Source organism: Polaromonas sp. P1_G2 (genome assembly GCF_056405515.1).
This window is the reverse complement of the sequence record NZ_JBFUBY010000007.1, coordinates 75941-96201: the sequence shown is the minus strand read 5'-3', so window position 1 is coordinate 96201 and position 20261 is coordinate 75941. Positions and strand designations below refer to the sequence as shown.

At 64.8% G+C, this 20261-nt stretch carries 15 protein-coding genes and 2 pseudogenes; all 17 read right to left on the bottom strand.

What is annotated here, in order from left to right; translation table 11 throughout:
• Window positions 1-695, bottom strand: a 695-nt coding sequence (locus AC1D0P_RS02045) for an ABC transporter permease (protein ID WP_477675150.1), incomplete at its 3' end; no start/stop codon positions are given.
• Window positions 688-1725, bottom strand: a complete 1038-nt coding sequence (locus AC1D0P_RS02040; RefSeq protein WP_477675149.1) for a quaternary amine ABC transporter ATP-binding protein — start codon at window positions 1723-1725, stop codon at window positions 688-690. The genes AC1D0P_RS02040 and AC1D0P_RS02045, both read right to left, overlap by 8 nt.
• Before the next feature lie 208 nt (window positions 1726-1933).
• Window positions 1934-3022, bottom strand: coding sequence for an FAD-binding oxidoreductase (locus tag AC1D0P_RS02035; protein ID WP_477675148.1), 1089 nt, complete (start codon window positions 3020-3022; stop codon window positions 1934-1936).
• A 34-nt stretch (window positions 3023-3056) separates the two neighbouring features.
• A complete protein-coding gene (locus AC1D0P_RS02030; RefSeq protein ID WP_477675147.1) occupies window positions 3057-4313 on the bottom strand; it encodes an aromatic ring-hydroxylating oxygenase subunit alpha in 1257 nt (418 codons plus the stop codon).
• A 12-nt stretch (window positions 4314-4325) separates the two neighbouring features.
• The gene (locus tag AC1D0P_RS02025) at window positions 4326-5087 is read right to left on the bottom strand and encodes an adenine nucleotide alpha hydrolase family protein (RefSeq protein ID WP_477675146.1); all 762 of its coding nucleotides are present in this window, start codon (window positions 5085-5087) and stop codon (window positions 4326-4328) included.
• The gene (locus AC1D0P_RS02020) at window positions 5084-6196 is read right to left on the bottom strand and encodes an FAD-binding protein (RefSeq protein WP_477675145.1); all 1113 of its coding nucleotides are present in this window, start codon (window positions 6194-6196) and stop codon (window positions 5084-5086) included. Before AC1D0P_RS02020 ends, AC1D0P_RS02025 begins: the two co-directional genes overlap by 4 nt.
• Window positions 6193-7898, bottom strand: a pseudogene (locus AC1D0P_RS02015) (DUF3483 domain-containing protein). Before AC1D0P_RS02015 ends, AC1D0P_RS02020 begins: the two are co-directional and overlap by 4 nt.
• Before the next feature lies 1 nt (window position 7899).
• The gene (locus AC1D0P_RS02010) at window positions 7900-9960 is read right to left on the bottom strand and encodes an oxidoreductase (RefSeq protein ID WP_477675144.1); all 2061 of its coding nucleotides are present in this window, start codon (window positions 9958-9960) and stop codon (window positions 7900-7902) included.
• A gap of 9 nt (window positions 9961-9969) precedes the next feature.
• Window positions 9970-10416: pseudogene (locus AC1D0P_RS02005) on the bottom strand (DUF5943 domain-containing protein); the annotation flags it as partial.
• 18 nt (window positions 10417-10434) lie between these two features.
• Window positions 10435-11313 carry a glycine betaine ABC transporter substrate-binding protein gene (locus AC1D0P_RS02000; RefSeq protein ID WP_477675153.1) on the bottom strand — a complete coding sequence of 293 codons (879 nt, stop codon included), beginning with the start codon at window positions 11311-11313 and terminating at the stop codon, window positions 10435-10437.
• A 62-nt stretch (window positions 11314-11375) separates the two neighbouring features.
• Window positions 11376-12347 (bottom strand): dipeptidase, encoded by a 972-nt coding sequence (locus AC1D0P_RS01995; protein WP_477675143.1) that lies wholly within the window; start codon window positions 12345-12347, stop codon window positions 11376-11378.
• Window positions 12348-12383: 36 nt separating this feature from the next.
• Window positions 12384-13658 (bottom strand): serine hydroxymethyltransferase, encoded by a 1275-nt coding sequence (glyA, locus tag AC1D0P_RS01990; RefSeq protein WP_477675142.1) that lies wholly within the window; start codon window positions 13656-13658, stop codon window positions 12384-12386.
• Between the two features lie 12 nt (window positions 13659-13670).
• A complete protein-coding gene (locus AC1D0P_RS01985) occupies window positions 13671-14324 on the bottom strand; it encodes a sarcosine oxidase subunit gamma (protein ID WP_477675141.1) in 654 nt (217 codons plus the stop codon).
• A complete protein-coding gene (locus AC1D0P_RS01980; RefSeq protein WP_477675140.1) occupies window positions 14317-17313 on the bottom strand; it encodes a sarcosine oxidase subunit alpha family protein in 2997 nt (998 codons plus the stop codon). Before AC1D0P_RS01980 ends, AC1D0P_RS01985 begins: the two co-directional genes overlap by 8 nt.
• Window positions 17310-17618, bottom strand: a complete 309-nt coding sequence (locus AC1D0P_RS01975) for a sarcosine oxidase subunit delta (RefSeq protein ID WP_477675139.1) — start codon at window positions 17616-17618, stop codon at window positions 17310-17312. Before AC1D0P_RS01975 ends, AC1D0P_RS01980 begins: the two co-directional genes overlap by 4 nt.
• A gap of 1 nt (window position 17619) precedes the next feature.
• Window positions 17620-18879: a sarcosine oxidase subunit beta family protein gene (locus AC1D0P_RS01970; protein WP_477675138.1), complete on the bottom strand. Its 1260-nt coding sequence runs from the start codon at window positions 18877-18879 to the stop codon at window positions 17620-17622.
• Window positions 18880-19094: 215 nt separating this feature from the next.
• The gene (locus tag AC1D0P_RS01965) at window positions 19095-20258 is read right to left on the bottom strand and encodes a M20 aminoacylase family protein (protein WP_477675137.1); all 1164 of its coding nucleotides are present in this window, start codon (window positions 20256-20258) and stop codon (window positions 19095-19097) included.
• Window positions 20259-20261: the final 3 nt, after the last annotated feature.

Below are 20261 nucleotides of genomic sequence, written 5' to 3'. Positions count from 1 at the left end.
ATCGATAACGCCATCATGATAGTCTGGTTGACGCCCGCCATGATGGTTGGCATGGCGATAGGCAGCTGAACCTTGAACAGCAGCTGGGTGGAGGTACAGCCAAACGCGTTACCGGCTTCCACCTGCTCGGAACTCACCTGGCGGATGCCCAGGCTGGTCAGGCGCACCACGGGCGGCATGGCGAAGATCACGGTGGCGATGATGCCGGGCACCCGGCCCAGGCCGAACAGCATGGCCGCGGGGATCAGGTACACAAAGGCGGGCATGGTCTGCATGAAGTCCAGCATCGGCCGTATGGAGGCATTGACGCGAGGGGCGCGGGCGCACCATATTCCCAGCGGGATGCCGAAAAACAGGCTGATGAGGGTGGCCGAGAGTGTCAGGGCCAGCGTGACCATGGTTTGCAGCCAGAATCCGGTGACCACAATCAAGGCCAGGGCGAGCGCCACGAACACCCCGAACTTCCAGCCCAGGCGGCGAACACCCACGGCCGCGGCCACCAGGATGACCAGCCAGAAGGGCGCGGCCAACATGCCCATCTCGACCCATTGGGCAAACTGTTCCACCACGACGCCGATCGAATCGAATACGGCCGCCCCGTTGTCCAGCAGGTGTTTGACGCCGGCGTTGACCCAGCGTCCCAGGGGCAGAACGTCGTGCGAGGCCTGGGTGATTTGAGATAGAAGGTTAGACATGACGGGCCTCTTGAGCCATTCTGACAAGCAGGCTGCGGGCGGAAATGCAGCCCAATAATTGATCGGTGGCGTCGAACACGCCCACGGGCTGGTCCATGCCCAGGACAATTTTCATGGCCTCGGGCAAAGTGGTGTGGGAGGGAAGCCGTGGCCCCCCGTTGTAGGAGTGGCCGTTCAATCCGGGATCCAGCAAGTCCGCCGCGGTCAGGTAGCGCGAAGTGTCCACACCTTCGAAAAACCTGCGCACGTAGTCGTTGGCGGGCTGGGTGATGATCTGGTGCGGGGTTCCCTCTTGCACCAGCTTGCCGCCTTCCATGATGGCGATACGGGTGCCGATGCGCAGTGCTTCTTCAAGGTCGTGCGAGACGAACAGCACCGTGCGCTGCTGGTCGCGCTGCAAATCCAGCATCAGGCTTTGCATCTCGACGCGCTTGAGCGGGTCCAGCGCCGAGAAGGCCTCATCCATCAGCAGGATGTCGGGGTCCACCGCCAGGGCGCGCGCCAGGCCCACGCGTTGCTGCATGCCACCCGACAGTTGCGAAGGGTATTTTGCCGCGTAGGTCTGCAAGCCCACCTGCTTCAGCACTTCCATGGCCCGGTCTTCACGCGCCTTGCGCGGTGTGCCCGCCATCTCGAGCCCAAACGCGGCGTTGTCGAGCACATTGCGATGCGGCATGAGCGCGAAAGACTGGAACACCATCGCGACCCGCTTGCGCCGCCACTTGACCAGGTCACATTGCGGCAGGGCGGTGATGTCTTCGCCGTCGATATGGATGGTTCCCGAAGACGGCTCGACCAGGCGGTTGATGAGCCGGATCAAGGTGGATTTCCCCGACCCCGACAAACCCATCAGCACATAGATTTCGCCCGCCACCACGTCGAAGCTGACTTTGTTGACGCCGACGACATGCCCGGTCCTGGCAAATACCTCGTCTTTGCCCAAGCCTTCCCCCAATAACCTTACGGCTTCGGAAATATTATTTCCGAAGATCTTGTAAAGATTTCGAACACTGATTTTGGGTTTGGTCATCGTATGTCTCCGGGGAATTTTTTCGCTGCATGCTTCGGTTTTTCTTATGAGCAAACAGCGTGCCACTATTTTCTCGGTCGAATAGGTTTCGGGCTATAGGGTTTGTCCATGAGGGGTGCTATTTCTGCCCCTAAACACCTTARAAGCCCCGTGCTTGTTGATAGAAACGCGAAGCGGCTCTTGAATTGGTGCATGCGCATTTTTTTGTTCACCGATCCAGTGCAACATCACTCACGGGTTTGCTGCAGCAGGGAAGAATCCATCCCTGGTCGATTTCGCGCGGGCGAATGCCCCCGGCATGTTTCATCTCGACCTGGCCGGATATTTTTTTGGTTTTGCAGGTGCCGCAGATGCCGCTGCTGCAGGAAGAAGGCAGGCGCAAGCCCGCCGCGGCGGCGGCTTGCAGAATTGTCTGGTCGGCCCGGCATGGGAAGGTCTGCCCCATTTTTTGCAGCTGGATGTTGAGTATGGAAGCGCTGCCGTCGCCCTGCGCTTGCGATTCGGGCTGTGCCTGCTCGGCGAAAGAAAAGCTCTCTTCGCGGTAGCGCTGCATGTCATGGCCCGCCGCGGCCAGAAGCTGGCGAACCGCCGCCATGAAAGGCGCGGGGCCGCAGGTGTAGACATCGCGTTGCAGGAAGTCGGGTGCGATATGCGCCAGCCGCGCCGCATCCATGCGCCCCAGGTGTCCGGCGTAGGCGCTGCCGGGCGTGTGCTGTTCGCACACGGTGGCCAGGCGCAAGCGCGCCATGTTGCGCGCCATCAAGGTCAGTTCTTCCGGGAACAGTATGTCCGCGGGGGTGCGCGCGCAATGCACAAACAGGATATCGGCGTCGCTGCCCAGGTCGTGCAGTGCCCGGGTCATCGACATCAAGGGCGTGACGCCGCTGCCGCCTGACAGGAACAGGTAACGTTGCGCCGGCGCCTTGAAGCAGCTGAACTCCCCCGATGGCCCGATCACGCTTAGCGCCATGCCGGCACGCAGGTTGTCATGCAGCCAGTTGGACACAGTCCCGCCCGGAACGCGCTTGACGGTGATGCTGACCAGGTCGGGGCGGGTAGGCGTGCTTGAGAGCGTGTAGCAGCGGTTGATCTTGCTGCCGGCGATTTCCAGCTCAAGCGTGATGAACTGGCCCGGCAGGTAGCGGAAGCTGCGCGGTCCGTCCGCCGCCAGCACAAAAGTTTTGACGTCGTGTGTTTCCTGGCGTACGTGGACACAGCGCAGGGTTTCGTCCCGGTCGGAGGACCAGGGCGGGGACGCGGGGGCCGCGAAGTCGGGAGCGTGAAGAAAGGTGGACATGGGGATTGGTTGAACGCTGAATATCGGCAGGCATCTACCGGGTCAGGGCGCTCAAACGGTTCACGTACCAGTTGCAGAATTTTTCCACCAGGCCTTCGGTGAAAGGCGAGTACGGTCCGGGCTGGTAAGCGCCGGTGGCGATTCCAATTTGCGACTCCTCCACAAGGCGGCGGTCTTGCGCATTGGTGGCATTCCATACCGCGGTCAGGTTCTCCACGGTGTAGTCCACGCCCTCCACCGCATCCTTGTGCACGCACCAGGTGGTCCGTACCAGGGTTTTGGTGGCGGAGATCGGCAGCACCGAAAAGCTGACGATGTGGTCGCTCATGAAGTGATGCCAGGAGTTCGGCTGCGTCCAGAACGACAAGCCGCCGAGCGCCGGATCGACAAAGTCGGCCAGCAGTTTTTTGGATGCGACTTCGGCGTTCATGGTTTGCGACTGGCCGGAGCGGTCTATCGGCAAGCGCTGGGTGCGAAAGCCCGTCACCCGGTCGTCCAGGGTGTCGATYTCCGCCGAGGGCAGGCCCATGCCTTCCCAGCGTTCATGGTTGGCGGCCATGATGTTCTGGAAGCGCTGTTGTTCGGCGGCGTTGTGCTCGYCCGGCTTGTAGCCGAAGCCGTATTCGTACAGGGAAATGGTCAGCTCGGGGTGGTTGCTCATGCAGTGGTAGCACTCCCGGTTGTTTTCCATGGTGAGTTTCCAGTTGCAGTCTTCCACCATGTCGACCTGGGCCGCGACTTTGCACTGGCTGAGCTGGTGGGGCGCCAGGTAAGGCGTCATCTCCGCGGCCATCTGTTCAAAGTCTTCCGGTGGGTTTTCGGCCAGGCAGATGAAAATCAAACCGGCCAGGCTGCGCACGTGCACGGGCTTGAGGCCCAGGCCCGTGGCGTCAAAATCATCGCCCATGTGCTTGGCGTGGATCAGTTTTCCCGTCAGGTCGTAGGTCCATTGGTGGTAAGGGCAAACGATATTGCCCACCACGCCTTGCCGGCTGGCGCACAGGCGTGAGCCGCGGTGGCGGCAGACATTGTGGAAAGCCTGTATCCGCATATCGTCGTCGCGCACGATCAGGATGGAGTTCTTGTCGAAGTCCACGGTGATGTAGTCGCCGGCTTCGGCGATTTGAGGTTCGACGGCGACGAAAATCCAGTGCTTGCCGAAGATGTGCTCCATGTCGGCCTGCAGCAGTGTGTCGCTGAGGTAGAACGGCGCCTCCAGGCTGTAGCCGGGGCGGCGGCGGGCCAGCAACTCGCGGGTGAGCAGGGTTTGCGCGGAAATGGTCTTTGTCATAGTGGGCGTTGGTCAAAAATGAACAAGAGAATGGGTGCGCAGGTAGTCCAATACCGCCTGCGCCTTGCTGTGCGGGTCGCCTGTTTGCAGCACGGTGCCGCCCGTCGAGGGTGACTCGATGGCCCCCAACATGCGGGCGTGGCCGCTTTGCTGGATACGGGCTTCCAGCAATTTGCGGCGCTTGCTCCTGGGGACCAGCTGGCCCGCGGAAACGGGAACAGGCGCGGCCTCCGGTGTTTGAGCCGGTTTGCGGACAATCCGGCCCGCCATGGCATCGGCCAGTGAATAACGCGGTGATGGGGATGCGGCGGCACTCACCACAAGCACGGCGGGCGGATGGACGCGCAGGCGGCGCCGGGCTCCCTTGGGCAGTGCCTGCGTCACAAGCCAGGCGGCACCCTCGGGCTCCACGGCCAGGACATCCGCGACCACGGGGCGCCCCAGCCCGGCTGCCAGGGCGTAAGGCAACATCCCCGTGCCGTGTTCGGATTCCGGGCGGGTTCCGGCCAATACCCAAGGCACATCACGCAAGGCAGCCAGCAAGCTTGCCGTCACATCGGCCTCTTCCTTGCATTCCAGAACTTCAAGCAGGGGCGCACCCAGGGCCAGGTAGTCGCGGGCAACTGAATCCGGCAAAGGGCCGGCCGTCAGCAGCCGGATCCCATCCGACAGGCCCAAAGCCAGGGCTGCCGCGCTTGCATCGGCACGGCTGCGGACGGGGCGACCGCTGACCGCATGCGTGTGGGCCGCCACGAGTACGACGATGTCGCTCATGCGGCCTCCTTTTGCGCGCGGACCAATTTGAGCAGGGCCTGCATCAGCGCCGCGCTGTCCTCAACGACGGTCAGGTCGGCGCGGCGCGCGATGGGCGCTGAAGCATCCAGGTTTACCGCGATGACATGGCGGCAATCCTTGATGCCTTGCAGATGCTGTACCGCACCGGAAATGCCCAGCGCCAGGTAAGCCGAAGCGGACACGGTTTTTCCCGTGGCGCCGATTTGCTGGGCGCGGGCAAAGCGGCCGTCATCCACCGCGACGCGCGAGGCCCCGACCGCGGCGCCGACTTCCAGCGCCAGCGAGTGGAACAGGGGCAGGTCGGTGACGCCGTTGCCCGCGGCCAGGATGAGGTCGGCTTCCTCCAGTGCCAGCGTTTTTGGATCCCCGGCCTGTACGCCCAGGTCTTCGATTCCGCTCTCGGAAACCGCCGGCAAGGCTTGAGCGGGTTCGCGTACGCCGAGGCCCACAAACGGCAGCTTGGTGCCGGCGACACTTTTGGCCAGCAGCATGACCTGGGCGTGCGGGCGCAGGCAGTCCTGGCTGGCGCTGGCGGGCACGCGCAGCGTGTCCGCCCCCAGCTCGGCCACGCCGCAAGCCAGGTCCAGCCCGGCGTGGAGGGCAAAGCGGCGGCCCAATTGGCCGTCAAAACCGTGATCGGCAAAGAACCAATGTTGAGGCGTCCAGAGCGCTTGCAGGCCTTGCAGCCATTGAACGCAGGCGCTGGGCTGGTAGCGGTTCGGATCAAAATCCTCCGACACCAGCAAACGATCCACGCCCAGTGCCGCCACGTCGTCATGGCAGGCGCCCAGCACCGCCAAAATCACTTCGGTGTTGGCGGGGGCCAGAATCGCGGCCGCCGCAATCGCCTGGCGCGCCATGTCGCTCAGCGCGCCGCGCTCCGCGTGGGCCACCACCATGGTGGTGTGTTGAAAGGGGCCGGTGCTGCGCGAGGCCTTGGCGATCGGGGCGTCCAGGCGGCTTGCGGTTCCGCGTTCGCCTTCGCTGCTGCCCAGGACGATGCGCCGCAGGCCCGCGGGCGTCAGGATGGCGGGCCGTCGCGGGTCCACGCGGCGCACCTGGCCTGAAGGGGCGTAGGGGGTGCTCATGCCACCTCCAATGCATGGGCCAGCAGTTCTGCCACGTCGAGCACTTCGGGTCGCGGCCCCACCACACCTTCGAGCATGGCGGTGCAGTTGGGGCAGGCCACGGCCACCACGCCCGCGCCGGTGAGCCTGGCATCGGCAATACGGATGTCGGGAATACGCGTGGTACCGGGAATGTCGGTAAACGGCGCGCCGCCGCCGCCGCCGCAGCAACGGCCCCGCTCGCGGCTGCGTTCCATCTCCACCACCTTGATGCCTATGCTTTTGAGCACCGAGCGCGGAGCTTCCACTTCGCGGCCGTAGCGGCCCAGGTAGCAGGGATCGTGGTAAGTCACGGCCTCCAGGCTGCCGGCGCGGGTGGGTTGCAACTGGCCCTTGGCCAGCAGGTCGGCCAGCAGCTGGGTGTGGTGCCACACGTCGAAGTCGCCGCCCATGGCCGGGTACTCGTTCTTCAGCGAATGGAAGATGTGGGGATCGGGCGTCACGATGTGCAGAAAGCCGCGTGCCTTCAGGGTGGCGATGAGCTGCAGGGACAGGCGCTGGAAGCCATGCTCGTCGCCCAGGCGGCGCGCCAGGTCGCCGCAATCGGTTTCCGCCGCGCCCAGCAGGGCGATCTTCAGCCCGGCCTTTTGCAGCGTTTTGATAAAGGCGCGCAGGGTGCGCTGGTAGCGCATGTCGAAGCCACCTTCCCCAACCAGTACCAGCCAGTCGGTGTGGCCACCGGCTTCAAGTACCGGCACGTCGAGGTCGGCCGCCCAATGGTGCCGGGCGGTGAGCGGGAAGCCGCCGGCGGTGTCGGTGTCGCGCAGCTGTTCCAGCGCTTCCATGCCTTTGTTCGGCACCACGCCGCCCACCAGGGTCATGTGGCGGCGCATGTCCACAATCGCATCCACATGTTCGATCAGCATGGGGCATTCCTGCACACAGGCGCGGCAGGTGGTGCAAGACCAGAGCGTGTCGCTGTTGATCAGGCCATTCACGATGGGCAGGCCCGGGGCCCCGCTGTGCTGGCCGACTGGCTGGCCTGGATAAGGGCTGCCCGCGTAGCCGGCATCGGTCTTGGCGCTCATGCCGGCGACCAGGTCCTGGATCAGCTTCTTCGGGTTCAGCGGCTGGCCCGCCGCAAAAGCCGGGCAGGCGGCTTCGCACTTCCCGCACTGCACGCAGGCGTCGAAGGACAGCAGTTTGTTCCAGGCGAAGTTGGCCGGCTTGCCCACGCCCATGTCGTCGGCGGTGAGCTTCAAAGGTCGCAGCGCCGTGGCGAAGCGCCGGTCTGCAGGACTGCCAAAGCGTTCAACAGCATCAGTGAATAAGGCAGCCGGCTCCACGGGCCTTGGGACAGGCGCGCCGGTGCGTTGCGGCGGCGCGATGCCATGGCGGCCGCACCGGCCAGCATCATCAGGCCGGCCAGCAGCAGCACCGCGTCAAGGCTGGGCCAGTACAGGCCGAGGCCGTAGTTCAGCGCGACCAGCACCAGGGCCAGGATCGCGCCGCCGGCCACACCGACATGGGCCCGGGCCACAAAAGGCTCTCGCGCCACCACGTCATGCAGGTCCACAAAATAGCGCTTTGGAATTTGCAGCAGCCCACGCAGATCCACGCTGGCCGGCCGGCCTGTTTTCCATATGAGCGCGCGCCGGGCCATACCCCAGGCCAGACCCAGGACGGCCAGCCAGAACACGGAGCTTACAAGCTGCTGCAGCATGCTAGAAGTCCTTGCACAGGCGCAGCGAGTCGTAGATCGCGGCGTGGATGTTGTGCATGGAGACGCAGTCACCCACGCGGTAGAGCAGGAAGTCGCCGTTGCCGGTGGACTGGCTCAGTGCGGGTTGCGGCAGCGCGTCATACAGGGCGTCGATATCGGTCTGGCCCTTGTTGAGCGAAAGCGGCTTGAGCTGCCAGTACAAGCCGTCATTGGGCAGGATGCCGTTTTCGACGACAACCTGGTCCACCGCGCGCTCTTCCAGCGCCTCGGTGTATTCGTTCTTCAACACGGCGATCAGTTTGTCGCCTTCCCGGTAGACCTTTTCCAGCCAGAAGTTCGGCGTTTGGATCACGGCGTTGGCGTAGAGCTGGCGGTAGAAGATCGGGAAGGTGGTGCCGCCTACGTCATCGGCTACCTTGACGTCGGGTGTCACGATTTCCACCAGCTTGCCGCGCGCCGCGATGAAGTCGGCCGCGCCGGTGCCCGCGTGGGTGCTGATGCTGTCGTACACCAGGACGTTTTCACCCGGCGCAACCGCGCCCGACAGGATGTCCCAGCTGCTCACGCACAAGCCCTCGGCCGCGCCCCAGGCCGGGGTCTGCCCGGTATGCGGTACGCCGCCGGTGGCCAGGACCACGATGTCGGGTTTCTCGGCCAGGATCATTTCCTGCGTGGCCGCCACGCCCAGGCGGCGTTGCACGCCCAGGCGCTGGGTCTCCATGTCGAACCAGCGGATGATGCCGGCCATCTGTTCGCGCTTGGGCGGCTTGGCGGCCAGGTTCACCTGGCCGCCCACCACGGAATTTTTCTCGAACAACACCACGTCGTGCCCGCGCTCGCGGGCCACGCGGGCGGCTTCCAGGCCCGCCGGGCCGGCGCCGACCACCACCACCTTGCGGCGAACGCCCGTGGTTTTCTCGATCACATGCGGCATGGTTTCTTCGCGGCTGGTGGCGGCGTTCTGGATGCACAGCACATCCAGGCCGTTGTACTGGCGGTCGATGCAGTAGTTGGCGCCCACGCATTGTTTGATCTGGTCTTCCTTGCCGTCGCGGATCTTGATGACCATGTGCGGGTCGGCGATCTGCGCGCGCGTCATGCCGACCATGTCGACYATGCCGGCGGCCAGGATGCGTTCAGCCTGCGAGGCGTCGCGAATGCTTTGCGCGTGCATGWCCGGTACCCTGGACACCGATTTGATGCCGGCGGCCAGGTGTACAAAGGGCTCGGGCGGCAGCGCCATCGGCGGCATGCAATTGACGAGGGTGTTGTGCGTATCCGCACCGGAGCCGACCACGCTCAGGAAATCGATCAAGCCGCTTTCCGACATGGCCTGGGCAATCTCCTTGGCCATCTCGTGGCTGATGCCGTCTTCATGGAATTCATCGCCGCACATGCGCATGCCGACGCAGAAATCGGCGCCGACCTGTTCGCGCACGGCTTGCAGCACTTCCATGCCGAAGCGCAGGCGGTTTTCCAGGCTGCCGCCGTACTCGTCGGTGCGGTGGTTCACCCGTGGACTCCAGAACTGGTCGACAAGCTGCTGGTGCGCTGCGGAGATTTCGATACCGTCGAGTCCCGCGTCCTTCACGCGCCTGGCGGCCCGGCCGTAGTCGGCCACGATGCGGCGAATCTCTTCGATCTCTATCGTCTTGGCGTTGCCGCGGTGCACCGGTTCGCGGATGCCCGAGGGACTGACCAGATGCGGCCAGTCAAAACCGTGCCAGGCATTGCGCCGGCCCATGTGGGTGGCCTGGATCATCAGTTTGGCGCCATGCTTGTGCATGGTGTCGGCCAGCTTGGCCAAAGGCTCGATCACCGAGTTCTTCGCCAGATTGACGGAACTCCACCACGACCAGGGACTGTCGCGCGACACCGGGCTGGAGCCGCCGCAAATCGCCAGGCCCACGCCACCTTTGGCTTTTTCCTCGTAATACCGGATGTAGCGCTCGGTCGGGTTGCCGCCTTCCGCGTACACCTCGGCATGCGCGGTGCTGACGATGCGGTTGCGCAACAGAACCTGGTTCAGGCGAATGGGCTCAAACAAGTGCGGGTAGCGCATGACGGATCTTTAGAGAGGACTGACGGTGAAGACGCAGTGGCTGTGGCCTTCCGCGGCGCACTGGGTTTCGGCGCTTGTGGTGCGCACGGCCGAGCCGCTGGTTTCCAGCACCCAGTCCATCGCACCCGAGAACCAGCCCGCGAACAGGTAGCAAACCTTGGCATCGTTCACCGGCACACCGGCAATGCCTTGCGCGAGCACGAACACCGAATTTTCCAGCTTGACCAGGGCATGGCCGGTCGCGGCGTTTGATTCGATGAACGAAAAAAGGCCCCAGCCGCGCTGCGACAAGCGCTTGAGGTAGTGCTCATAGACGGCCATGCCGGCCAGTCCATGGGTGGCCGCTTCCTGCTGGCACCAGAAATAGGCCGAGCGATGTCCGGCCTTGTAGAGCGCGGGGGCATAGACCTCCCGGCCCACCATGGCTTCGGTCTCGACGTGGTTATTGACGAAGAAGCCGGGTACTTGCTTGCTTTAGCCGAGCCAGCTCGCCACGCGCGCGGAGTTGTCGTTCATCCATTTTTCCGCCGCGGCATCCGCCTTGGCGCCGCCCTCGACGGCCAGCATCACCGCGCCGATTTCCTCCGGCTTCCACGAAAACTTCTTCAGGAAGGCGACGACGGCGGGAGCCTTGGTGTTCAGCGCCGGGTTGATGACGCTGTCCACATGCTCTTCCGCGCCGTAGATGTTTTTGGGGTCGGCCAGGAAGCGAAGCTTGTACTTGGCGAACATCCAGTGGGGAATCCAGCCCGTGACGGCAATGGATTTGTTGGCGCGATAGGAGCGGTCGAGTTCGGCGGCCATGGCGGGGCCGGAACTGGGCAGCAGGCGCATTTCCAGGCCGTAGGCTTTGATGGCTTCCTCGGTTTTGCGCATGACGCCCGCGCCGGCGTCGATGCCCACAATACGGTTGTCGAAATCGGCGCGGAAGTTGTTGAGGTCCGTCAGGCTGGTGGCCTTGACGTAGTCGGGCACGATCAGGCCGATCTTGGCGCCGGGGTAGTTGGCGCCCAGGATCTGGACCTTGTCCTTGAAGCTGGTCAGGTAGGCTTCGTGCGTCACCGGGAGCCAGGCCGACAGCGTCATATCCAGGTCGCCGCGCGCCACGCCTTGCCACATGATGCCCGCTGCCAGCGGCACCAGTTCAACCGGGTTCCCCAGCTTGCTGCGGATGATGGCCGCAGCCAGGTTGGTGGTGGCCACACTGTCGGACCAGCCATCGACAAAGCCGATTTTGATCGTGGGTTTGGCCTGGGCGAAAGCACCCATGCCCGAAGCGGCCAGTGCGGACAGGCCCAGCGTTTGCGCCAGAAACTTGCGGCGAGGACGGGGGGAAGAATTTTGCGTTTTCATCATGGTACGAACACTCCTGATTAGAAGAAGAAAGCGGAACAAGCTCAATCGGGCAGTGTGAACTACACGCCCCACACCTCACCAAAAACACGGAGCCAGTTGCGCCCCATGACCTTTGTGATCTTTGCCGCCGGCCAGCCCGCGCGCTCCATGGCGGCCGTCAGGTTGGGCATCTCGCCGATAGTGCGTATGCCCAGCGGGTTTTGCACGGTGCCGAAATTGGTGAGGCGGCGGCCACGGCCTTTGTCGTGGGTGATGTGGTCGAAAAATTCCTGTCCGTAGCCTTGCGTGTGGTCGGTCCCCACGCCCACGCAGTCCTCGCCCACCAGCTTGATCACATAGTCCAGCGCCTCGACATAGTCTTCCACGGTGGCGTCCGTTCCCCGCTTCAGGAACGGCGGGAACATGGTGACCCCGATGAAGCCGCCATGGTCGGCGATGAACCGGAGCTGCTCGTCGCTCTTGTTGCGCGGGTGTTCCTTGAGGCCCGCGGGCAGGCAGTGGCTGTAGGTGACCGGCTTCTTCGATTCGAGGATGGCTTCTTCGGAGGTCTTGGCGCCCACGTGCGAGAGATCCACCATGATGCCGACGCGGTTCATCTCGCCGATCACCTCGCGTCCGTAGCCCGAGAGTCCTCCGTCGCGTTCGTAGCAGCCGGTGCCGATCAGGTTCTGCGTGTTGTAGCAGAGCTGGACCACCCGCACCCCCATGTCGGCGAAGGTTTCGATGTAGCCCAGGTGGTCTTCAAAGGCGTGCGCGTTCTGGAAGCCCAGGATGATGCCGGTCTTGCCGTCCTTCTTGGCCCGCTCGATATCCGCCGTGGTGCGCACCAGGGACAACAGGTCGCTGTTGGCGCGGATCAGCGCCTTCATCTCGGCGATGTTGTGGACCGTGCTTTTGAAGTCATCCCACACCGATACGGTGCAATTGGCGGCGCTCAGCCCGCCCTTTTTCATGTCCTCGAAAACCGAGCGGTTCCACTTGGAGATGATCAGGCCGTCGATGATGATGGAGTCTTGGTGCAGGGTGCTCATGGTGAATTCCTTACAGGCGCGATGTCGGGTTGAACTTCAGGCGTAGAGAGGGAAGCGGGCGGTCAGCGCCTTGACGCGGGCGTAGACGGCGCTTTCCGTCGCCGCGTCGCCGGCGGGATTGGTTTTCAGGCTGTTGAAAACTTCCAGCATCAGGCGGCCGACCTCTTCAAACTCGGCCGTGCCGAAGCCCCGTGTGGTGCCGGCGGCCGTGCCGACACGGATGCCGGAGGTGATGGTCGGCTTCTCGTCGTCGAACGGAATGCCGTTCTTGTTGCAGGTGATGCCGGCGCGCTCGAGCGCCACTTCGGTCGTATTGCCCTTCAGGCCCAGGGGACGCAGGTCGACCAGCAGCAGATGGTTATCCGTGCCGCCGGTCACCAGGTCCAGGCCGCCGGCCTTGAGCACCGCGCCCAGGGCCTTGGCGTTGGCCACCACCTGCTGGGTATAGGCCTTGAAGCCGGGCTGCAGCGCCTCGCCGAAGGCCACGGCCTTCGCGGCAATCACGTGCATCAGCGGGCCGCCCTGCGAACCGGGGAACACGGCGGAGTTGATCTTTTTGGCGATCTCCGCGTCGTTGGTCAGCACCACGCCGCCGCGCGGGCCGCGCAGGGTCTTGTGGGTGGTGGAGGTCGTCACATGGGCGTGCGGAACCGGGCTGGGAGAGACGCCGGTGGCCACCAGGCCGGCCACGTGGGCCATGTCGACCATCAGGAATGCGCCGACCTTGTCGGCAATTGCGCGGAAGCGCGCCCAGTCGATGGTGCGCGGGTAGGCGGAAAAACCCGCGATGATGAGTTTGGGCTTGTGTTCGATGGCCAGGGCCTCGACCTCGTCATAGTCGATCAGCGAATCGGCGCGGCGCACGCCGTATTGCACGGCCTTGAACCATTTGCCGGAGAGCGCCGGTTTGGCGCCGTGCGTCAGGTGGCCGCCGGCCGACAGCGCCATGCCCAGCACCGTGTCGCCGGGCTGCACCAGCGCCAGCATGACCGCGGTGTTGGCTTGGGCGCCGGAGTGGGGCTGCACATTGGCGAATTCGCAGCCAAACAGCTTGCACAGGCGCTCGATGGCCAGGGTTTCGACCACGTCCACGTGCTCACAGCCGCCGTAGTAGCGCTTGCCGGGGTAGCCTTCGGCGTATTTGTTGGTCAGCACCGATCCCTGCGCATCCAGAACGGCCTGGGAGACGATGTTTTCGGAGGCGATCAACTCGATCTGTTCGCGCTGGCGCTGTAATTCGTGGTCCATGGCGATGCTGACGGCCGGGTCGGCCTGGGCCACGCCTGTGGAGAAGAAATCTTCAGTTTGCATGGGAACGCTCTTTCAAACGATTTCGAACAAGGGGGTGAAAATCGGGTCGGCGCATTGCGCCGGGCTGGTAATGCACAGCTGGTAAGGCCTGGCGGTGCGCTCCAGCAGGCGCCAGGTGTAGTCCGCAAAGCTCCGGCGGAACACCAGCACCACACCGGCTTCGTCGGTGCGCGCCACGGTGAAGTCGGTCTTGGACGCCACGGTGGCGGCGCAGCGGCCCACGGCCAGGCTCTCGTAGTCGTAAGGGCCGAGCTGGCGCATCAGCAGCATGTGGTCGGGCCCGGTGATGCGCAGCGCCGTCAAGCCGCCGCTGTTGTCCACCACCTGGGCGAACACCTCCTGCAACGCACTGGTCAATGCAGCCAGCAGCGCATTGCGGTCCGAACGCTTGCAGACCAGCAGCCATTCGTCGGGCGAGACCCACAACACCGCACCGGCGCTGGTGGACAAAACCGTCATCGGCTGGGTCGGCAGCGCCTGGCCCAGCACGCCGGCCACGCCCTGCATGAATGCCGTGTCGCCGGCTTGGCCTCGCAGCACGATATAGCCCAGGTGGGGCAGCTCACTCATGATCACGCGGTTCGCATTGGCGGGCGTTGCCACGCGGCTGGGCAGGCCAAAGGCGTGCAGGGCGGATTCCAGCATCACATTGGGTGGATTAAACATTTTGACGGTCGCCTTTCACGTCCACGAACACGCTGCCGCCGACTTTGACGGGAGTGACCTTGCCGTGGGCATGCACATACAGGGTCTGCTCCTTGCGCTGCAGGCCGCCGGCAACCACGGCCATGGCGATGGAGCGGCCCAGGAAGGCGCTGTGGTAGCTGGACGTCACATGGCCCAGCATCTGGTTGGCCGCGCCCGTGGTGGCGCTTTCCATGAWCTGCGCACCTTCGACCAACACGCTGGACGGGTCTTCGGGCAACAGCCCCACCAGCTGTTTGCGGCCTTCGCGGGCCGTGTCGCTGCGGGCCAGCGAGCGCTTGCCCAGGAAGCTGAACGGTTTCTTCATGCCGACGGCCCAGGCCATGTCCAGGTCCAGCGGGCTCATCGAACCATCGGTATCCTGGCCGACGATGATGAAGCCCTTTTCGGCGCGCAGCACATGCATGGTTTCGGTGCCGTAAGGCGTGATGTCGAACTCGGCGCCGGCGGCCATCACGGCCTCCCACAGCGCGCGGCCGTAGCCGGATTCGACGTTCAGCTCATACGACAGCTCGCCCGAGAAGCTGATCCGGAACACGCGTACGGGCAAGCCGCACACCGTGCCCGAACGCCAGTCCATAAACTTGAAGTTGTCCGGGGAAAGATCGATGTCGGAACACAGCTTCGCCAGCACCGCGCGTGATTTGGGCCCCACCAGGGCGATGGTGGACCAGTGGTCGGTCACCGAGGTCATCCACACCTTGAGTTCGGGCCATTCGGTCTGGTGCCAGCGCTCCAGCCAGTTCAGCACGCGGGCCGCGCCGCCGGTGGTGGTGGTCATGTAGAACTGGTTTTGCTGGATGCAGGCGGTGACGCCGTCGTCCATCACCATGCCGTTTTCGTCCAGCATCAGGCCGTACCGGCATTTGCCGACGGCCAGCTGGGTCCAGGCATTGGCGTAGATGCGGTTCAGGAATTCGCGCGCGTCCGGGCCGTCGATCTGGATCTTGCCCAGCGTGGAGGCGTCCATCACCGCCACGCCCTTGCGCGCCGCCAGGCATTCGCGGTTCACGGCGGCGTGCAGGTCTTCGCCGGGCTTTGCGAAGTACCAGGGCCGCTGCCATTGGCCGACCGGTTCCAGCGCCGCGCCGCGCCCCACGTGGGAAGCATGGATGGCGCTGTAGCGGTTCGGGTCGAACAGCTCTTCGCGCATGGTGCCGGCCAGCGCGCCCAGGCTCACCGGCGTGTAGGCCGGACGGTAGGTGGTGGTGCCGACCTCGTTCACCGGGCGCTTCAATGCGCGGGCGGTGATGACAAAGCCGTTCACATTGGACAGCTTGCCCTGGTCGGTGCCGAAGCCCAAAGCGGTGTAGCGTTTGACGTGCTCGATCGAGTGGTAGTTCTCACGCACCGCCAGTTCGATGTCGGCGGCGCTGACGTCGTTCTGGTAGTCGACAAAAGCCTTGGCGCCCGCGCCTTCGGCCTTGCCGTCGGGCAGGCGGAACATCGGACGCGCCGCAAGGCGCCGGGGCTGGACGCAGGAGGGGACCTGCAACGATTCTCGTTTGCCGCAGGCGCTCAGCACCTGTTGCATCGCTTGCGTGGTTTGCGCCAGCGCGTCGGCCAGCTCGAAAGCGCCGGTGACCGAGCCGGCGCAGGCAACCCCTTTGCGCCCGGTGTGCGGCGCCACAAAGGCCGCGATGGATTCATCCCATTGCGGGCGGCTGCCGTCGTGGCAAAACAGGTGCACCGTGGGCGACAGGCCGCCGGAGCTCAGCACCACGTCGCAGGCAATGAAAGTGCCGGCGCCGGTGGCTTCATCGCGGGTGGGATGCAGGGGCACAAGTTTCACGCCCTTGACTTCGCCGCCACCCGTGACTTCGGCGATGCCGTGGCCCGCCATCACCGTGTAACTGCTGTTGCGCGCCACCGCGCTGTGGCGCACATCCGCCACCGTGACCTGGGCGCCGGCTTTGGCCAGGCTTTCGGCGCAGTCGTGGATCAGGTCGCTGGTGCCGCAGATCACGACGCGACGGCCGACGCGCACGCCGTAGCGCTGCAGAAAGGTCTGGCCGGCGGACACGGTCATCACGCCGGGCAGGTCGTTGTTGCCGAACACCAGCGGGCGCTCGATGGCGCCCGTGGCCAATACGACCTGGCGGGCGCGGATCTTGTGCATGCGGTGGCGCGGCAGGTGGGCCTGGCGCTGCTCCGGCGGGAGATGGTCCTGCACCAGTTCCACGGCCTGCACCAGGTTTTGTTCATACATGCCGAAGGCGGTGGTACGCACCAGGACGGTCACATGCGGCATGTCGGCCAGGGCGGCCTGCATGGAGCGGATATAGGCATCGCTGTTGCGGCCGTCGATCTGCGCATGGGGGTCGGACAGCAGCCAGCCACCCAGCTCGTTCTGCTCGTCCAGCAGCAGGGTTTTGAGGCCGGCGCGGCCGGCCTGCAGCGCGGCCAGCAAGCCGCAGGCGCCGCCGCCGACGACCAGCACGTCCACGTGGTGGTGCAGGTGGTCGTAGTTCTCGGGATCGGGTTCGGCCGGCGCGTCGCCAAAGCCGGCAAACTTGCGGATCACGGTTTCATACAGCGGCCAGAGCTTTTGCGGCCACTTGAAGGTCTTGCTGTAAAAGCCGGCCGGCATGAAGCGCGAGCCCTGGCCCAGGACCGACTTCAGGTCGAAGTCCAGCGAGGGCCAGCCCGAGGTGGACCGGGCGCTCAAGCCCTCGTAAAGCTCGGCCTGGGTGGCCTTGACGTTGGGTGTGGTCAGTGCGCCCGTGCCCAGCTGCACCAGTGCATTGGGTTCTTCCGCACCCGCGCCGATGATGCCGCGGGGCCGGCCGTACTTGAAACTGCGCGCCATGCGGCGCACGCCATGGGCCAGCAGGGCGGAGGCCAGCGTGTCGCCGGGGTGGCCGGTGTAATCGCGGCCGTCAAAGCTGAAATTGACCGTGCGCGTGCTGTCGATGCGCATGCCGGCCTGGGGGACTCTGGTACCGCTCATACCTTTTGCTCCCCGGCAATGTCCGCCAGAAACAGGGCCTTGCCTTCGGCCAGCGTCCAGGTGCCGGCTATTTCATAGGTCGCGGTGTTGCGCTTCACGGCAAATACCTTGCGGCAGGCCGCCGTGTGCTGCCATTGCTCCCAGAACCAGCCCTTGGTGTTCCTGCGCATGAAAACATAGTCGCCCCAGGTGGCGTCGTCCACGGTCTCAGGCTGGAGCGGGCGGGGAATGTAGGCTTCACCGGCATTGCTGAACTCTTCCTCGTCCCGCGTTTCGCCGCAATGGGGGCAGTGCAATAAAAACATATCAGTGGGCGACGCCTGCGGCGCCGTGTTCGTCGATGAGGTGGCCGGTGTGGAACCGGTCCACGGAGAAGGATTTGGCGAGCGCATTGGGCTCACCCCTGGCCAGCATGTCGGCAAAGACATGGCCCGAGCCCGGCGTGGCCTTGAAGCCGCCGGTGCCCCAGCCGCAGTTGAAGAACAGGCCTTGCACCGCGGTCTTCGAAATGATCGGGCAGGCGTCGGGCGTCACGTCCACAATGCCGCCCCATTGCCGGTTCATGCGCACGCGGGAGAACTGGGGAAACAGCTCGATGATGGCGGCTGCCGTGTGCTCTATCACGTGCGGGCTGCCGCGCTGGCCGTAGCCCAGGTAGCTGTCGATGCCGGCGCCGATCACCAGTTCACCTTTGTCGGACTGGCTGAGGTAGCCGTGGACCGCGTTGGACATGATCACGGTGTCGATCACGCGCTGCATCGATTCGGACACAAAGGCCTGCAGCGGATGGCTCTCCAGCGGCATGCGCAGGCCGGCCATTTTGGCCAGCACCGATGAATGGCCGGCGGCCACGCAGCCCACGCGATCGGTTTTAACGGTGCCCAGGTTGGTCTCCAGGCTGCGGATTTTGCCGCCCGCGATGTCCATGCCGGTGACTTCGCAGCCTTCGATCAGGTCCACACCCAGGCGGCTGGCGGCGCGGGCGAAGCCGCGCGCCACGGCGTCGTGGTGGGCGATGCCGGCGCGCGGCTGCCAGCTGGCGCCCAGCACCGGATAGCGGCGGCTGCGGCTGCAGTCCAGCTGGGGAATTTTTTCTTTCACTTCCCGCGCGTTCAATACATGGGCGTCAATGCCTTGCAGCGCGTTGGCGTTGACCCGGCGCTCGATGTCGCGCATATCCTGCAAGGTGTGGCCCAGGTTGAACACGCCGCGCTGGCTGAACATCACGTTGAAGTTCAGGTCTTCAGTCAGGCCTTCCCACAGCTTGAGCGAATGCTCGTAGATCGCCGCCGACTCGTCCCACAGGTAGTTGGAGCGCACGATGGTGGTATTGCGCGCGGTATTGCCCCCGCCCAGATAGCCTTTTTCCAGCACCGCGATCTTGCCGACCTGGGGGTGGTTTTTGGCCAGGTAATAGGCCGTGGCCAGGCCGTGCCCGCCGCCGCCGACGATCACCACGTCGTAGGACGGCTTCAATGCCACCCGCTCCCAGGCGGGCTCCCAGGTTTGGTGATTTTTGAAACCGTGCTTGAGCAGGCTCCAGAGAGAGTAGTGTTGGCCGCGCATAGTCGCTTGTGGGGAGGTCCAATGAATCTGCGCCCATTGTTGGATTTCCCAGGTGCGCCAACTTGCGCCGGGCGGACGCACACTTGCTCAAATTCGACATGATGTCGGATTTGGCGTGCGCGGGAGATGCTGGTGATCTTCCGGGCTGCGTTCGTCACGAGTCCGGAGAGGAAGTCACGGTTGAACGCGGTGAAGCGTTCGGAGTTACCGACGGGTCAGCCCGCCAGCGCGAGGCTCGCCACCTGGACAAACCAGCTCACGCCCAGCGGCAGCACCTCGTCGTTGAAGTCGTAGCTGGGATGGTGCAATGAGGGGGTGTCTTCACGTCCCGGGTTGGCGCCCTGGCCCAGCCAGAGGTAGGCGCCGGGCCTGGCTTTCAGCATGAACGCGAAATCCTCGGACGTGAACGCCGCCGAGGGCGCCACCGAAGCCCGCAGGCCCGCGGCTTCGGCGGCGCGCAGCGCCAGCGATGCTTCTTGCGGCGTGTTCACGGTGGCCGGGTAGTAGCGCACGTACTCCACGTCGATCGCGGTGCCGGTGGCCTGGGCCACGCCTTGCGCGACCTGCCGGATGGCGGTTTCGATGGTGTCCTGGACGCCGGCGTCGAAGCTGCGCACCGTGCCCGTGAGTTCGACCGCGGAGGGCAGCACGTTGTGTGACTGGCCGCCGCTGATGCGCGTGACCGAGAGCACCGCATTCTCGGTGGGTGGAATGCGGCGCGAGGTGATGGTGTGCAACTGGGTGACCAGCTCGCTCGCGGCGAGCACCGCGTCGGGCGTGCGATGCGGCTGGGCCGCGTGGCCGCCCCGGCCCCGCACCACGATGTCGAAGCGATCCGCCGCCGCCATGATGGCGCCCGGCCGCGTCTGGGCCGTGCCGGCGGGCAACTCGGGCCAGTTATGCAGGGCGTAGACCGCGTCGCAGGGAAAGCGCTCGAAGAGCCCTTCCTGGACCATCACGCGTGCGCCGCCCCGGCCTTCCTCGGCGGGCTGGAAGATGAAGTTGACGGTGCCGTCGAAGCGGCGCGTGCGTGCCAGCTGGCGTGCCGCGCCCAGCAGCATGGCGGTGTGCCCGTCGTGCCCGCAGCCGTGGTGGACGCCGGGAAAGCGGCTGACGTAGGGCCGTTCGCCTTGCTCAAGAATGGGCAGCGCGTCCATGTCGGCGCGCAGTCCCACGCTGCGCTGTCCGCTGCCGGCGCGCAGCACGCCGACAACACCCGTGCCGCCTATGCCCTCGTGCACCTCCAGCCCCAGGTCGCGCAAGGCCTTGGCGACGATGCCGGCCGTGCGGTGTTCCTTGAATGCCAGCTCCGGATGCGCGTGCAGGTCGCGCCGCAGCGCGACCAGGTCGGGCAGCAGGTCCGCGATCTCCTCTGTCATGGT

Excerpts from the sequence above, each read along its gene's own strand:
- AC1D0P_RS02020 (WP_477675145.1), bottom strand. The coding sequence starts at position 6,196 with ATGAGCACCCCCTACGCCCCTTCAGGCCAGGTGCGCCGCGTGGACCCG.
- AC1D0P_RS01995 (WP_477675143.1), bottom strand. The coding sequence starts at position 12,347 with ATGAGCACCCTGCACCAAGACTCCATCATCATCGACGGCCTGATCATC.
- AC1D0P_RS01975 (WP_477675139.1), bottom strand. The coding sequence starts at position 17,618 with ATGTTTTTATTGCACTGCCCCCATTGCGGCGAAACGCGGGACGAGGAA.
- AC1D0P_RS01965 (WP_477675137.1), bottom strand. The coding sequence starts at position 20,258 with ATGACAGAGGAGATCGCGGACCTGCTGCCCGACCTGGTCGCGCTGCGG.
- AC1D0P_RS01970 (WP_477675138.1), bottom strand. The coding sequence starts at position 18,879 with ATGCGCGGCCAACACTACTCTCTCTGGAGCCTGCTCAAGCACGGTTTC.
- AC1D0P_RS02025 (WP_477675146.1), bottom strand. The coding sequence starts at position 5,087 with ATGAGCGACATCGTCGTACTCGTGGCGGCCCACACGCATGCGGTCAGC.
- AC1D0P_RS02000 (WP_477675153.1), bottom strand. The coding sequence starts at position 11,313 with ATGAAAACGCAAAATTCTTCCCCCCGTCCTCGCCGCAAGTTTCTGGCG.
- glyA (WP_477675142.1), bottom strand. The coding sequence starts at position 13,658 with ATGCAAACTGAAGATTTCTTCTCCACAGGCGTGGCCCAGGCCGACCCG.
- AC1D0P_RS02035 (WP_477675148.1), bottom strand. The coding sequence starts at position 3,022 with ATGTCCACCTTTCTTCACGCTCCCGACTTCGCGGCCCCCGCGTCCCCG.
- AC1D0P_RS01985 (WP_477675141.1), bottom strand. The coding sequence starts at position 14,324 with ATGTTTAATCCACCCAATGTGATGCTGGAATCCGCCCTGCACGCCTTT.
- AC1D0P_RS02040 (WP_477675149.1), bottom strand. The coding sequence starts at position 1,725 with ATGACCAAACCCAAAATCAGTGTTCGAAATCTTTACAAGATCTTCGGA.